Below are 16,228 nucleotides of genomic sequence, written 5' to 3' on the forward strand. Positions count from 1 at the left end.
TTTATCAGTTTAAGCTCTTTCTTCTTGGGAATCATAACTGAAAAATAATGGGGATTATTCTTTTAAGTTAATGATTTTCAAGAGATTGAGCAAATAATCAATCGCTTATTTTATTGATTATAAACATTTTAACTAAATAAATCAGCGGAAAAGTTCAACTACTGATTCGCATTATTAATTAAACCCGTATTGTGAAGTTATGAGTAAACAGGTACGCAAGGACTCTGATTGCGAAGAGTGTAAAGAACGAGAGAAAACCGTAGAGGATGTAATACAGAAATTAAAAGAATCGGAAGTTACAAGTCTCGGACAGAAAAGAAAAAGTATCATTGATCTGTTTAAGGATATCAGAAGCGGGACTATGTTCGCAGAAGACCAAAATCAGATTACAGTATTAACCATTAAAATAGAAGTGTCATGGCCAGAGGATTCGCAGGGTATATAATGGAAGAGCACCGTAAACTGGAAGAGGAACTTCTGGCCGATGCGTACTTAAAATGCCGGAATACAGATCACTCAAAGAATTGTAAAGATGAAAGATTATTTGAGTATGTGTACTTTAAGGTGACGAGGAATAAACCTTACGTGGGTAATTACGACAGGTTTACCAAAGTCCATACTTATCTGCGAAGAACCTGCAAATGTTTCAAAGTCGCCATCGAAGGCATTTTCGGGTTTAGACCTCGCATGTATAGGTATCCCATTTATTCGGTAAAGGAGATCGCTTTTAGTCTCTTTTTCAGGAATACTTTGAAAAGAAGTTATGGGTAATGGAGTAGGTTTTGTGCAGTTATTATATTTAGAGTAAGTACCCAGAAATTCCATATGGGCTATATTTACACGACTCTTATCAGCTGTGGAAAAACTATAATAACGATATGTTTTGTTATTATTCAATTTAATTTCTTGCAAATATGGAAGAGGTGCAGTTTGTAAAACAAAAAGAGTATCAAAATTCTTTTTCTCGTCATTACTTCCACTAAAAAAAGCCCCGACCAATTTTTGTTGCAGCTCTTTGAGTTTTCTTTTTTCAGGATATTTTCGTAGAAGAGTCATTTCTTCGAGAAGTTCTTTATTTGGATGAATAGATACAAATTGAACTCCTTTTAGTAAATCTGCTTTATTATTTAGTTGTTTTAATACCCCATCAGTTACTCGAAAGTCAAAGATATATTTTGGGGAATTAACCGTGAGAGGCATAGGTATACTTGCTGTTATACCGGATAAATGAACCATAAAAGGTTCACCAAAATTTAATATTGTCTCGTCATCATAGTATACAGGTACAAATATGGTATTTAAAGGTACTTGTTCAAATGTGACTTCTTTTGTTTTCTTATTAATAATCCCCCATCCAACAGGGTTCAATTCATCTCCGTTGAACATACAGAGGTATGCTAACTTATTATTTGTATTCTCATTAAAAGGTAACCGTAATGTGATAGTTTGGTGATAACGGAAAGTCTGATCCAATAATAATGGGGATGAAAACTCGTCGGGAATATATTCAGACTCTTCAGCTAAAAAATAAGGTGTTTTTTGATTAGCGGCGAAAGTTTTTCTATAAACTTTTCCTGCATATTTAATATCGCTTTCCCAATCTTCTCTGAGATTATTTTCAGGTGCGGTGTAAGGTTGTAATATACCCTTTGAATCAGGGGATGTACACCAGAAATGCCTTCTGTTTCTGTCTTTCCATTGTGGAGTATATTCATATACTACTGGTATACCGCATGCCCTTAATGAATTACAAGTCCAATTGGTCATGTTATGGCAATCCATATTAAATTTAGGGAGAAAGAGATCAAATATGGCTATATGTTTTTCAGGTTTGGTGTAATCATTTAACCAACGGCATTTATTTATATATACTTTATATCTTTCGATTGGAAAAGTACTATTTGAGAAGCCATCCGGAGCTAACCTGTCTATCCACATTTTTTTTAGATCAGAACGTGTTAGTAACAATTCCTCATTTGTTGTTCTGTAAGGAAGTATAAATTCTTTAAAATCATCAAATTGCATATCTTTTAGTAATGGGTTATTTTCCCAGACCTCAAACGCTTGATCTATATTGTCAAGAAGAAACTCCGATTTTACACGCTGTAAGTCTGTTAGTGTATTTTTCTCAATTTTAGGTAAAGGAATGGTACTGAATTCATGCCTTTTAAGCTTTCTTAAATCATCATATCCTTTTGGTTTAAAGGAACGGATATCGGATATTTTATAATTCTGATAAATGGTATTATACAAAGAATCTGTTTGGAAAAAGAAAGAATAATAAGCACTGTCTAAAATGATTGTATTTTTACTGCTATGATATTGCATATTGCTGATTAAAAAGCAGGCTGCTTCATATTTTTTTCGATCCTTATTTTTATAGTGATTCAAAACAATTTCTAATTCGGCTCTGTTATCACCGGCTAGCTCCAGTGCATTACTTACTTCTTGCGGATACTCTTTACATCCGGAAATAAATAACATTAATAATAGTAGATACTTTAAGTTCATGCTTACAGCATTATTCGATTTATGTCTAGAATTTGGAAAATAAGAATGCCTAGGATACTTATTCACGAAGAATCTTTGTGTTTCCATCGAACGATGAGTTTTTCTGAATTAATACTGGTTATCTAAAAATGCAAGGTATGCTTTCTATCCTGAATTATAGGGGGTGAAATTAACCAAATGCGATAGATCAACTGTTTTAGAATGGAAAATTGCAAAACGTCATATATTAAATACTGATATTCAAATTATCAATCAATTTACAATTTTGTTATTTACGTTGCTCAGTACTACACATCATAAAAAAAACATTGCATTGCACGCGATTTGCACACACCCATGCTAAAAGCAAGCAAATCTATCCAATTAGATGAAAATAAAATTTTCAACAATTAGCTGGAAACCAATAATATTGCAACTTAAAGAAAACGGATGAAAGCAGTTGAGAAGCAATCAAATGCGACTCTTAATCAATGGGTCGAGGGTTCGAGCCCCTCCGGGGTCACTTAGGGAGAATAATCAAGGCTGTAAATCAACGATTTGCAGCCTCTTCTTTTTAGGTACTTATAGAATCACTTACAAAAAGAAATGTGCTTCGCTAGGAATTACAGTAAACCCCGAACATTAGAATCTAAAAAGAATCAGCTAAGACCTAAACTGTCCGAAGAGAAGTATCAGCTCCGGTTTTCATTTACACAATTTATTGGACAATGTCAATTGAAATGTTTTATCTTCGTTATTACTTTACTAGTCTAGAACCAATATGAAAAATATACTTTTTATAATAGTCTTATTACATTTTTTTGGATGTAAACAAGCCAATCAGCCAGAACAAAAGATCATATTTCTAAATTTAGGATATAATTTATTACCTGATACATTGGGAGACCCTCAATTAAATATTTACCAATATGTTGAATATAATTCAGACAGAGATCCTTTAATAATAGCTAAATCAAGCGGTAATTTATTTTTTGTTGTATATCATCCTTTATAGGCATCGATAACTAAAATTAGTTTTCGTCTTATTTTTACTCATTTCAAAACGCCCATTAACATATTTTTCAAAATTCCGACAACTATTAATTTATTTGATTCTATAGATTGAATCTATAGAGAGTATTACTAATTTGCTTAAGGGTGAATTTATAAGAGTTTTCTGACTTACTAAGTATTGAATGAAGGTAAATCTTATCATTTGAGTTTCTGACTTAAATGATTAATTACACAATAAATAACATATTATAGTTTTTTTTGACAGTGACTTAATTTTCATACTTATTTGACTCATTTCTCCCCATTCTCTTTCTGTAGATACACCACCTTTGTTTCACCTTATTTTAATAAGTAAACATTTATCTAATTCCATTATGAAAAAAAACAATTATGTAACTTTAAAATGCAGGGATAAAGTGAGAATAATACATCGCTTTGTCTTGATTCTTGCACTGGTGTTTATTGTGCCTGTTACAATATTTGCACAGGGAAAAAGCATAACAGGACTAGTGACCGATTCTAAAACAGGAGAACCCTTAATTGGAGTTTCTGTTGCCGCAGAAGGAACAACAACAGGTACTATTACTGATATAGAAGGTCGGTTCTCGTTGAATGTTCCCCAAAATTCTACTTTAAAACTCGTTTACATGGGGTACATAACACAATCGGTACAAGTCGGTAATCAAACTAATCTGAATATTAAATTAGTTGAAGATAGTAAATTACTGGATGAAGTGGTTGTTGTTGGTTTTGGTACACAGAAAAAAGTAAACCTGACCGGTGCTGTAGGTATAGCTACAGCAAAAGACATTCAGGATCGCCCTGTAATGCTGGCAACGCAAGCTTTGCAAGGGCTTGTTCCGGGATTAAACATCTCTCAGAATAATGGTAGTTTAGAATCGCGTGCATCGATTAATATTCGGGGTACGGGTACTATTGCCGATGGTTCGAAAAATTCGCCTTTGATTTTGATTGATGGAATGGAGGGGGATATCAATGCTCTTAATCCTCAGGATATTGAGAATATCTCTGTTTTGAAAGATGCTTCATCTTCTTCTATTTATGGATCGAGAGCACCTTTCGGGGTAATATTAATTACTACTAAAAAAGGAACTGTAGGAAAAACAGTAGTAAATTATAATAATAGCTTCAGATGGAACAAACCCATTTTGATGCCTCAGATGATGGACTCTTATACTTTTGCAAACTATTTTAACGATGCTGCTTTAAATGGAGGCGGTACTGCTCATTTCAGTGATGCATGGTTGGCTAATATATTAGCTTTTCAAAGAGGAGAGATAACCACATCAACAGTCCAAAACAGGAATAACAATCGTTGGGAAGAAGGTTTCGACCCGAATGGTATTAATAATACAGGAGGTAATGATAATAGAGATTACTATAAGGAAATTTTCCGATCTCAATCGATGGGGCAGGAACATAATTTTAGTATCAGTGGTGGAAACGAAAAAGTAACTTATTACACATCCTTCAATATTTTGGCACAAGATGGTTTAATGCAGTTTAATCAAGATACTTACGACAGATATGCCGCCACTGCAAAAGTGGGCTATGATGCTGCAAGTTGGGTAAGGGTTAATTATACTAATCGATTTATTCGTGATAAATACAAGCGTCCATCGGCTATGACAGATGGTCTATTCGGAGACTTAGGGCGTCAGGCCTGGCCAACGCTTCCGTTATATGATCCGAACGGCTTTTTAATGCAACGAACCGCTCTGGCTCTTAGAAATGAAGGTAATGACAGGATTGAAACAGATAATTTATACCAACAAATTCAGTTTGTTTTCGAACCTATTAAACATTGGAAAACATTTGCCGAAGTAAATTATGCAATAAAAAATGCAAACAGACATTGGGATAAGCAAGTGACATACATGTATGACGTAGACAGTAATCCTTTTGTGTGGTCTAAAAACTCTAATGTGCACGAAGATCATTTGAAGGAAAACCAATCGGCAGTTAATTTATATACCGAATATACGTATACCGTGAATAAAAATCACAATTTCAAAGGTATGCTTGGGATCCAGTCGGAAAATATGAAACAAACCAAATTCGGGTTGCAAAGAGATGGGATTCTGGTTCCAGGAATCAACGAAATTGATGGAACCAGTGGAACTGACTATGATGGCAAACCCGTGACCCCATCGGTGAACGGATCGAGACAACGTTGGAGTACTTTCGGATATTTTACCCGTATCAACTACGATTATCAAGGAAGATACCTTGCCGAATTTAATTTAAGGAACGATGGATCTTCACGTTATAGAAGCCATAATCGCTGGGTATGGTCTCCATCATTCTCTTTGGGATGGAATATTGCACAGGAAGATTTCTGGAAACCACTTCAGGATGTGGTAGGAACATTAAAACTAAGAGGATCGTACGGACAATTAGCTAATCAGAATACCGATAAGTGGTATCCTACTTATGCTGCTATGACAGTAAAAGCATCGGAAGGTGCATGGATGCAAAACGGTATTAAACCGAATGTGTCGTGGGCTCCGTTGACCCTGATTGATGAAAATCTGACATGGGAGAAAATACGGACTACTAATATAGGTCTCGATTTTGGTTTGTTAAATAATAGATTGACAGGCTCCTTCGATTATTTCGTCCGTGAAACAAGAGATATGTTAGGTCCTGCACCCGAGAGACCTGTAATACTTGGGGTTACTGTGCCAAGGGCAAATAATACAGACTTACAGGATAAAGGTTTTGAACTTCAGATTGCATGGCAAGACCGATTAAAAAACGGACTGGGCTATGGCGTAAGATTTAATTTGGCTGATTATCAGACAACGATTACGAGATATCCCAACCTCACAGGTAATCTGGGTGCACGTACAGGAGAAACGTACAATCCTAACCAAAAAATGGGCGAGATATGGGGATACGAAACTATAGGAATAGCTAAAACTCAGGCAGAAATGGATGCACATCTAGCCACTTTACCTAATGGAGGACAGGATGCTCTAGGTAATCAATGGGGGGCAGGAGACATTATGTATAAGGATATTGACGGAGATGGTAAAATTAATAATGGTAGCAATACTTTGAATGACCATGGCGATTTGAAGGTGATAGGTAATACCACCCCTAGATATCAGTTTGGATTTGAACTTACCGCCGATTGGAAAGGTTTCGATATGAGAGCGTTTTTCCAAGGTATTATGAAACGTGATTTCTGGAATGGTAATTATTTCTTCTGGGGAGCATACGGAGGCGGAGATAAGCAGACAGATACCGGAGGTAGCGGTATGTGGTGGTCAACGGGTTTTATACAGCACGAGGATTATTTCAGAGATGCAAATACCAATTCTGTAGTGAATGGAGTGAATGATGTAAATCTTGATTCTTATTACCCAAGACCTTTATTTAATTCGAGTAAGAACACCAAAAGACAGACTCGTTATTTACAAGATGCATCCTATATAAGATTAAAAAACTTACAAATAGGCTATACACTTCCAACAGCTCTTTCTCGTAAACTATGCGTATCGAAACTAAGAGTATTTGTCTCGGGAGAAAATTTGTGGACAAAGACAGATATGGCAGAAATGTTTGATCCCGAAACAGTAGATGGCGGATGGGGCAATAGCGGAAATGTATATCCTTTGTCCAAAGTATTTGCATTTGGTCTGAATATTAATTTTTAATTTGATTACTTATGAAACTATATAATTATTTAATAAAGTTTTGTACTTGCATAATGGTGTCATCCTTATTTGTTGCTTGTACCGATGATTTGAACCAAAGCCCCCTTTCTACGATTCCGCCTGAAATATATTTCGAGTCCGAATCGCAATTGGAGTCATATGTGAATAATTTATATGCTCCCCGTAATCAATGGGATAATGGGAACGATCAGGAATTTGATGTACATGGAAACTGGAGTTTCGGGACATTCGGATTGGATAATAATACGGATAATATGAACAACAAAACTTCAGCTAATCACTTTATTCCCGGAGAATGGAGGGTAGATCAGACCGGAGGCGAGTGGGCATTCACATTTATCTACAAATGTAATTACTTCCTGAAACATGCACAGGAAAAACTGGATGCGGGAAAAATAACAGGAACCAGAGTAAATATTGACCAATCTTTTGGGGAAGTTTATTTTTTCAGAGCATTCGAGTATTTTAAAAAATTGCAAAGGGTAGGTGATTTCCCTATCGTAACTGAACCTTTGCCCAATGAGATGGCTCCTCTGATTGAAGCAAGCAAGAGACAACCACGCACAGAAGTTGCTAAGTTTATTCTGGCTGATCTGGATAAAGCGATTTCACTCTTAAAAGAGAATCCTGATGGAGGAAGAAAGAACCGAATATCGCTGTATGCTGCTTATATGCTTAAATCGAGAGTAGCATTATACGAAGGTACATGGATGAAATACTTTAAGGGCACAGCTTTTGTTCCCGGAGGAACCGGTTGGCCGGGTGCTGCAAAAGATTATAACAGCGGTTACACTATTGCTAATTATGATGCAGTAATGAATGATTTTTTCCAGCAATGTATTGATGCATCTAAAATTGTGGCAGATAAATACCCGTTGGTAACAAATAATGGAGTACTTCAACAAAGTATTACAGACGTAGAGAATCCATACCATAATATGTTTGGAAACACCGATTTGAGAGGTTACTCAGAAGTTATCCTATGGAAACAATACGACAGGGGATTGGGTATAACACATAATGTACCCATTGCAGCACAGACAGGTGGCTATGTAAACGGATTAACAAGAGGATATGTGGACAACTTCCTTTTAGATAATGGAAAACCGATTTATGCTGATCCGTCAAGATATGCAGGAGATGATTATATTGCAGATGTCAGAAAGAATAGAGACGGACGCTTGTGGCTGTTTTTAAAAGAACCTCAGCAAAAGAATATGTTATTTAATACCGAAGGAGCCGGACGTGCTAATCCGATTGAAGGTTATCCGAATATCACTTCGTCGAATGCGGAAGTAGGGTATGGTACAGGATACGCCATACGAAAAGGCGGAACTTTTGATGGCAGACAATTTACGGATAATGGCGGATGTTATACAGGCTCTATTGTTTTCAGATCGGCAGAAGCCTATTTAAATTATATAGAGGCTTATTATGAGAAGAACAATTCTCTGGATGGAGTAGCTACCCAATATTGGAAAAGTTTAAGAGACCGTGCCAAAGTAAATAACGATTTCAATATCACAATTGCTTCAACTGACATGAGTAAAGAAGCTTTGAATGACTGGGGAGCTTATTCTGCCGGACAATTGATTTCTCCTACGCTATATAATATTAGAAGAGAACGCCGCAGTGAGTTAATGGCTGAGGGTTTAAGAATGGCAGACTTAAGGAGGTGGAGATCTTTGGATCAGCTTATAGCCAGACCTTATCATCTGGAAGGAATGAAACTATGGGGACCGATGAAGGCTTGGTATGTGGATGATAAAGGTGTGTCTATATTGAAATACGGAGTGGTTGATGCCAATGTTAGCGGTCCAGAGCAAAGTGTCTATATGAGGCCTCAGGAGATAAATCCGAACTCATTGGTGTTGAAACAGGGCGGTTGTAAATGGGCAATGGCACATTACCTGTATCCGATAGCAATACAGCACTTTCTGATAACCTCAAGTGGTGGTGTAGAAAGTTCTCCGATATATCAGAATCCATACTGGTCTTTAGTTGCAAATGAAGGAGCTATTCAGTAAGTAGATCTAATAATTATAAAATAACAGAAGACCTCAATTAATTGAGGTCTTCTGTTATTAAAATGCCATTCCATTGTGGGGTTAAGCTGTATTTTCTATTTAGTTTTGGCTTTCTCAGCTTCTAATATGGCTTTTAGTTCAGCAACCTTTTTAGGGTTTTCGCCAGCCAGATTCTTTTTCTCACCCATATCTTGTTTCAGATTGTAGAGTTGAGGTTCTTTATTATTTCCAAGTTCGGTGTTTGTCAATTTATCATAAGCAGCACCATTGCCGGGAGCAATATACTTCCATGTGCCGTCTGATATGGAAAGCGAACCTGCTTGCTCAACAATATACTTACGACCTTTCTTGTCTTTCCCCAATAATGTACTCAGTTGATTCTGACTGTCGGGAGCTGCATTTGCCGGAATTTCACCATTAATTAAACCGGTGAGTGATGCAAAAAGATCAATTTGAGAAACCGGAGCATCGGATACTCCTTCTTTTGTCTTGCCTGCCCAGCTAACCACGAATGGTACTCTTGTGCCTGCTTCAAAAATACTATATTTACCTCCACGGAAAGGTCCCCATGGGCGATGATCGCCAAGTAGTTCTACTGCCCGATCGGCATAACCATCGTCTACTACGGGTCCGTTATCGCTTGTAAGTATAATTAAAGTATTTTCTGTTAGACCTAGTTTCTCCAAAGTCTCCATAATTTGACCTACACTCCAATCAAATTCAAGAATAGCATCTCCACGAGGTCCCATTCCGCTTTTTCCAGTGAATCGAGGATGAGGAACACGAGGCACATGTATGTCGTTGGTTGCAAAATATAAAAAGAATGGTTGGTCTTTATTGCTTTCTATAAATTCAATAGCATGAGAGGTAATACTATCTGCAATTGTTTCATCTACCCAAAGAGCGCTTTTGCCACCTTTCATGTAACCGATGCGCGATATTCCGTTTACGATAGCCTGATCATGTCCGTGGCTTGTGCTGGGCTTTTGTACATAAAGCATGTCGGGATTGTCTTTACCTAGTGGTTCTCCCGGGAATGGCTTTTCATAACTTACTTCTATGGGATCATTGGGATCCAGATTCACGATTCGCTGATTCTCTACAAATACGCACGGGACGCGGTCGCCTGTAGCTGCCATAATATACGAGTAATCAAAACCGATATCTTTCAATCCGGGAGTGATGTAACCGTTCCAATCCTGTTGACCGGCTTTATCACCTAGTCCCAAGTGCCATTTTCCTATAGCTCCTGTGGCGTATCCTGCATTTTTGAATATATCGGCAATGGTGGTTTGCTCGGGTTTAATGATCATACCGGCATCTCCCGTGGCGATTCCGGTATCGTTTCTTCTCCATGCATATTCTCCGGTCAGAAGCGAGTAACGCGAAGGTGTGCTTGTTGCAGCAACTGCGTGGGCATCGGTGAAACGAATTCCCTGAGCAGCTAATTTTTCTACGTGGGGGGTCTGAACTGTTGGTTCTCCATTACAACTGAGATCCCCATAGCCGATATCATCAGCCAGAATAATAATTACATTGGGTTTTACTGCTGTTTTTTTGTCTTTCTTTTGAGCGCTTACTGAAAGAGGAATCAGTAAATAAGCACCTATTCCAAATATGGAAAAAAAGGTTTTTTTCATAAGAAATATTTTTATTAAGTAATTCTAAATATCTAATGCGATGATTTATCAGCATAACTATCTCTGGTTGTTATGCCCGGCCAAAGCAATAAAAAGGTCTGCGACCTTAGATCTTAGACCTATTTGTTACTTCGATAAATATAAAGACAATTGATAGTTTCTTTTCTGATCTATCCAGTCTCTTTTAATTACTGTCAACATTTAAAATATTGGAGGACTACCGGTCTAGTAGCCCTCCAATAAAGGGATAACTATCTTAAATTCGGGTTAATATCCTGCTCTCTTTGCGGAATAGGCCATTTATAGTCTTTGTCTTTTCTAAAACTGCGATTACCTACATACCATCTCTCATATTTGTCAACCTTGCCATCAGGAGTAGGGCTCGTTCTTTTAGCTCCGGGAAAAGGTGCGCCAAATATGTAGGCGTTTAATGCCACATCGGCAACCTCCCATCGTAATAAATCCCAATAGCGGATTCCTTCCATTGCTAATTCTACACGACGTTCGTTTCGAAGTATTGCACGTAGCTTGTCTCTATTTAATTCTGTAACAGGAGGCATATTTACCGAAGATCGGGTTCTGGTCTGATTGATGGTTTTATTCAATAAGTCGGCACTTATAGCGTCTCCCGCTTCAAGCTTTGCTTCTAAATAGCTAAGCAGTATTTCTGCATAACGGATAACGGGAATATTTGTGCCGTAACTGTTTAAGTTTCCGGAAAAGTTCTCATCAAAATATTTACGCATCATTAAACCTGTTTGCGTTGTTTGTCCGGATGCTATTTTATCAGGACTGGCAATATCAGGATGGCACCTGTATATACTCCCTTTGAATGTTGCCTTATCATAGTAGATGGTGTAATCGAGGCGCGGGTCTCTGTTCTCTCCTAAGTTGTTCGGATTATACAAAGGGCTTTCGTAACTAAATGGAGTACCGTCTTTAAACTGATAAGCTTCAAACAAATCGGCAGCTACATTAATTAAACTCCATCCCCCGTTTTTACTGGGGTATGCATGTTGCGGCATTGCATTACCTGCCAAATCCTGAAGGTATTGCATCGAGAAAATGTTTTCGGAACTATTTTCACCGGCTGGTAAAAAGATTGATTTATAATCAGGAGCAATACTATTATCTCCGTAGTTGATTATTTCTTCATAAACCTTTGTGGCCTCGGTGTATTCCTTCTCGGCAAGTAATGTTCTGCCTAAAAATGCTAAGCATGCTTGTTTGGAAACCCGTCCTGTTTCGGTACTCTTCAGATCTTTGAATCGTGGAAGATCTTTTGCCGATTCAGAAAACTCAGTAATAATAAAAGAAATGATTTCGGCTTTTGTGTTCTTCTTCACCGTATTTGCTTCCTCCTTGGTGAGCGTTTTTGTTACGATAGGAACATCTTGGAAAAATTGCGATAAATAAAAGTACTGGGCAGCACGCATAAATCGAGCTTCAGCTTTGAATCTGTCCCTTACTTCCTGACTGGTTGGTATTTGGTCTACTCCTTCCAGGAATCTGTTACTTCTGGCAATTTTAGTATATGAATTAGACCAATAGTTATTTACATAATCATTGTTGGGAAGCAGTGTTCCGGCAGACATTTTATAAAAATTAGAATTCACTCCACGTCTGTCATAGGCATTATCACTCGGAAATTCAAGGAATATGAGTCCGCCGTAAGACCACCAGTCGGTAGGGTTATATTCGGGACTATTAAACAGAATATTTGTTCTGTAAATTCCGGTTAATGCCAGAATAGCATTTTCTTCACTCGTCCAGAATTTGTCTTCGGCATATTCATCCAACGGATGCCTTTCCAAATCGCAAGATGTTAGAAATAGGATAGGAAGTAAGATGCCTATAATTATAGATTTGATAGATTTCATACTTTTTAGAATTTAAGATTAATACCAAATGTATACGTCTCCAATATTGGATAATAGCTACCGTCTGTACTTATTTCGGGATCCCATCCTTCACGGTACTTCTTCCATGTTAAAGGATTCTCTGCCTGAATATAGAATCGCATACCTGCAATTTTCATTTTATCCAAAATGTTTTTAGGTATTGTATATCCTAACTGAAGGTTTCTTACACGTACGTAAGAAGCATCGAGTATCCAGAAATCGGATGTCTGGGTATTTGGTCCTATAGTATTTCCCAGACTCTCGATACGGGGGTATTTCGGATAGCGGATGGGGTTTTTAGGATCGAAGCGCTCATCTGCCTGCCATCGTTGAATATTACCGCCTGACCAGATTGCAAAACCTGCGTAGCCTTGAAGAAATCCTTCCACTCCCGATACTCCTTGAATAAGCATTGAGAAGTCTAGTCCTTTGTATTCCACTCCGATATTTAATCCAAAAGTATAGTTCGGAATTTGTGATCCTAAGGGAACACGATCATATTCAGGGTCGATCACGCCATCGGGTACGCCATCCGGGCCGCTTATGTCTTTGTATCGTATGTCTCCTGCTTGTGGTTTAGGTGTTACTTTCGATTGGTCGTACCAAGAATCTATATCCGCCTGATCGAGAAAAACTCCATCGCTGCGATAGCCGTAATATAGTTGCATCGGGTGACCAATGAAAAGATCGCTACCATTTCCAACCATTCCATTTAATTGTTGAATATTACCCACTCCAAGACTAAGTACCTTGTTGTTTATAATACTCAGGTTTCCATTAATGTTGTATGTAACTTGTCCTATTTTGTTGCGGTGTCCTATTTCAAATTCCCAACCGGTATTTTTTAATTTACCGGTATTGGTTACAGATACTTTTTGTCCTAAAATGGATGATACACTCCCACTGGGCTGATAAAGAATATCTGTGGTTTTTCTGTGAAAATAGTTTGCATTGAAGCTTAATAAACCATTCCAGAAAATAGATTCGAGTCCTCCGTCAATAGTTTGGGTTGCCTCCCATCTTATAGTTGGGTCGGTAGCTGTTATTACGGCTGCTCCCTGAGTAAAATTGTCTCCAAAAGGATAATTCTGACCAAGACCAAATCTGGTCTGATAGGGGTAGTTTCCTATGTTTTGGTTGCCGAGTTTACCCCATGAAGCTTTTAGCTTTAAGCTCGAAAGCCAATCTAGGTTTCCGTTTTCCTTAATAAAATTTTCTTCCGAAATTCTCCAGCCGCCAGCTACAGAGGGGAATAGCCCATACTTGCTGTCTTTCGGGAAACGGGACGAACCATCGTAGCGGATAGTTGATTCAAACAAATAGCGTTCATCAAAATTATATTTGAATCGACCAAAGAACGATTGCAAAGCCCAGCCATATGCTGTACCCGTTGCAGTCTGATTGTCAGGCGAACCTGCATTTAGATAAGGCAGGTCATTCCCCGGGAATTTATCTCTGGTTCCTTGCACCTTTCTATAGTCTTCTTGCTCCCAAGAGTAACCGACCAATAGCCCGAATTGATTTTTTTGAACAGTTTTGTTATAATCAGCTGTGGCTTGGAATGTTTTATAAGTAGTCTTATCCATCATATGACGCAGTTCTGAGGGACCCATAACCCTGCCGCCTGCTAGTTTCATTGTCGATTTAAAACCACGTTCTTCGTCATTAGAGTATGTATATGCACCGATAGCAGCCAGTTGAAGATCTTTAATTGGTTTATAATCGAGTCTCAGATTGGCATTTGCTGAAAATTTGGGGTTTTCATAAAAAGAATCGCTGTTTATCCATGATATTGGAGTTCCATGTTGCTCAGGTCCCGGACCATTTGATCCGTCGGAAAGAATAGAAGGATACAAACCCGGAAAACGAACTGCTTTTTGGATAATGCCCACCATTCCCTCAGCGTCATCTCCTCCCGGTACATTAGGTTCTTCTCTTTTACTGTACATTCCGGATAAGCGTGTTGTTAATATCAGTTTTGGTGAAATCTGATTCACAATGTTTGCACGCCCGTTGTAGCGTGAATAATTATTCTTTTCTATAATTCCATCTTGTGATAAGTAACCGAATGAGATCATGTATTTATTGGCACTGCTTCCCCCATTCAGTGTAACATCGTGTCCTGTTTGGAATCCTTTGTTGTCTAGTATTTCTCTCAGATAATGACTGTTTGCATAGTTATCGGGATCGCTTCCGTCCTTTAATTTTTGTATAACATCGGCGGTGTATTCCTCACGGCCTACAGCTTCATTGTATAGAGTAGCATATTCCCACGAATTAACAAATTGAGGAAGCTGAGTGGCTTTATTGAACCCTAAATAGCCATTGTAGCTTATTGCCACTTTGCCGTCTGCTCCTGTTTGTTTCCCTATTTTAGTGGTAACCAATATAACTCCGTTGGCTGCACGTGCTCCATATATGGCAGCGGTTGAGGCATCTTTCAGGACAGATATACTTTCCACATCTTCAGAATTCAAGTCATTCAATGATCCGGGAATGCCGTCGATTAAAACCAAAGCATCGGGTGTTGCTCCGAAAGAACCTACACCTCTTATTCGGATTTTGCCACTGCTGTCTCCGGGTTTTCCCGAATTTTGTATGACTGTCACACCCGACATTTGCCCTGTCAGAGCATTCGATAATTGGGGTGTCGATCTGTTTTCTAACTTATCACTGGTGATCTGAGCTATGGAGCCGATTACATTCACTTTTTTCTCTACTCCATAACCCACTACTACCACTTCGTTTAGTAGCTGAGGATTCTCTTCGAGAGCTATTGTATAGTTTTTATCTGCTCCTACTGTAAACTCTTTGGGTTGAAAACCAAGATACGATACTTGTACTTTAGCACCTTTAGCAGCATCGATATTGAAGTTGCCGTCAATATCGGTAATTGTTCCGGTTGATTGCCCTCTGACCAGAAGGCTTGCTCCGATTATTGCTTCACCTGACGGATCGATTACTTTTCCCGTAATTTTTTCGGTGGGCTGATCGTCCTTTTTAGCCAGTAAAACAATTTTCTTATTCTCTATCCGGTAGCTATATCCGCTGAATATTTTGCTTAGCACTTCTTTTAGCGTACCGTTACGGATGTTTATATCGACTCTTTTGGTAAGGTCGATTTCTGAGTTATTATAGAAGAATACAAAATCGGTTTGCTTTTCAATCGTTTTTATTGCTTCTCCCAGTGTTGCATCAGATAGATTAAGATCCAGCTTGGTATTTTGCTCGTAATTCTGACTCGCTAAAGATGAAATGATGAAGAAAGTGAAGATGAGCGTAGTTAATACTTTCTTTCTTAGCGAATAAATGTTAAATAGGAGGCTCTGCCCCTTTTCTAAAGACATTTTTTTCATAGATTTGTAATAATAGGTTAACAAAAGGCTCCTGAAAATTTTCCGTTCTCAGAGCTGGTAGTTACTTTCATGAAACAGGTAAATGTGGCATCATTT

Annotated in this window: 8 protein-coding genes; 4 read left to right on the plus strand and 4 right to left on the minus strand. The window is 38.1% G+C overall.

The genetic code is table 11. The annotated features are described in order from the left end of the window. The first annotated feature begins 199 nt into the window (after positions 1-199). Positions 200-445, plus strand: a complete 246-nt coding sequence (locus CLV62_RS16780) for a hypothetical protein (RefSeq protein WP_110311938.1) — start codon at positions 200-202, stop codon at positions 443-445. A 95-nt stretch (positions 446-540) separates the two neighbouring features. Here the strand turns inward: CLV62_RS16780 and CLV62_RS16785 are convergent, their stop codons facing one another. Then, complete coding sequence (locus CLV62_RS16785; RefSeq protein WP_146212774.1) at positions 541-2,511, minus strand: hypothetical protein; 1,971 nt, start codon at positions 2,509-2,511, stop codon at positions 541-543. 760 nt (positions 2,512-3,271) lie between these two features. Here CLV62_RS16785 and CLV62_RS21960 point away from each other — a divergent pair. From CLV62_RS21960 to CLV62_RS16800, 3 genes are all read left to right on the plus strand, one after another. Next, on the plus strand, positions 3,272-3,505 hold the full coding sequence (locus CLV62_RS21960) for a hypothetical protein (RefSeq protein WP_110311940.1): 234 nt from the start codon (positions 3,272-3,274) through the stop codon (positions 3,503-3,505). A gap of 373 nt (positions 3,506-3,878) precedes the next feature. Continuing rightward, complete coding sequence (locus CLV62_RS16795; protein ID WP_110311941.1) at positions 3,879-7,187, plus strand: SusC/RagA family TonB-linked outer membrane protein; 3,309 nt, start codon at positions 3,879-3,881, stop codon at positions 7,185-7,187. 11 nt (positions 7,188-7,198) lie between these two features. Beyond that, entirely contained in the window at positions 7,199-9,235 is a 2,037-nt protein-coding gene (locus CLV62_RS16800; RefSeq protein ID WP_110311942.1) for a RagB/SusD family nutrient uptake outer membrane protein, read from the plus strand. 95 nt (positions 9,236-9,330) lie between these two features. On the opposite strand, the gene CLV62_RS16805 is transcribed toward CLV62_RS16800, so the two are convergent. The 3 genes from CLV62_RS16805 to CLV62_RS16815 all read right to left on the minus strand — a co-directional run bounded on the left by CLV62_RS16805 (position 9,331) and on the right by CLV62_RS16815 (position 16,132). After that, a complete protein-coding gene (locus CLV62_RS16805) occupies positions 9,331-10,875 on the minus strand; it encodes a sulfatase family protein (protein WP_110311943.1) in 1,545 nt (514 codons plus the stop codon). A gap of 251 nt (positions 10,876-11,126) precedes the next feature. Next, positions 11,127-12,755: a RagB/SusD family nutrient uptake outer membrane protein gene (locus CLV62_RS16810; RefSeq protein WP_110311944.1), complete on the minus strand. Its 1,629-nt coding sequence runs from the start codon at positions 12,753-12,755 to the stop codon at positions 11,127-11,129. Between the two features lie 5 nt (positions 12,756-12,760). Then, a complete protein-coding gene (locus tag CLV62_RS16815; protein ID WP_110311945.1) occupies positions 12,761-16,132 on the minus strand; it encodes a TonB-dependent receptor in 3,372 nt (1,123 codons plus the stop codon). Positions 16,133-16,228 lie beyond the last annotated feature (96 nt).

The sequence above is a fragment of the Indolivaga alginatilytica genome, from assembly GCF_003201355.1.
Lineage (GTDB): Bacteria > Bacteroidota > Bacteroidia > Bacteroidales > Dysgonomonadaceae > Dysgonomonas_A > Dysgonomonas_A alginatilytica.

Coding starts and splice junctions, on each gene's coding strand:
- CLV62_RS16805 (WP_110311943.1), bottom strand. CDS start 10,875: ATGAAAAAAACCTTTTTTTCCATATTTGGAATAGGTGCTTATTTACTG.
- CLV62_RS16815 (WP_110311945.1), bottom strand. CDS start 16,132: ATGAAAAAAATGTCTTTAGAAAAGGGGCAGAGCCTCCTATTTAACATT.
- CLV62_RS16810 (WP_110311944.1), bottom strand. CDS start 12,755: ATGAAATCTATCAAATCTATAATTATAGGCATCTTACTTCCTATCCTA.
- CLV62_RS16785 (WP_146212774.1), bottom strand. CDS start 2,511: ATGAACTTAAAGTATCTACTATTATTAATGTTATTTATTTCCGGATGT.
- CLV62_RS21960 (WP_110311940.1), top strand. CDS start 3,272: ATGAAAAATATACTTTTTATAATAGTCTTATTACATTTTTTTGGATGT.
- CLV62_RS16780 (WP_110311938.1), top strand. CDS start 200: ATGAGTAAACAGGTACGCAAGGACTCTGATTGCGAAGAGTGTAAAGAA.
- CLV62_RS16800 (WP_110311942.1), top strand. CDS start 7,199: ATGAAACTATATAATTATTTAATAAAGTTTTGTACTTGCATAATGGTG.
- CLV62_RS16795 (WP_110311941.1), top strand. CDS start 3,879: ATGAAAAAAAACAATTATGTAACTTTAAAATGCAGGGATAAAGTGAGA.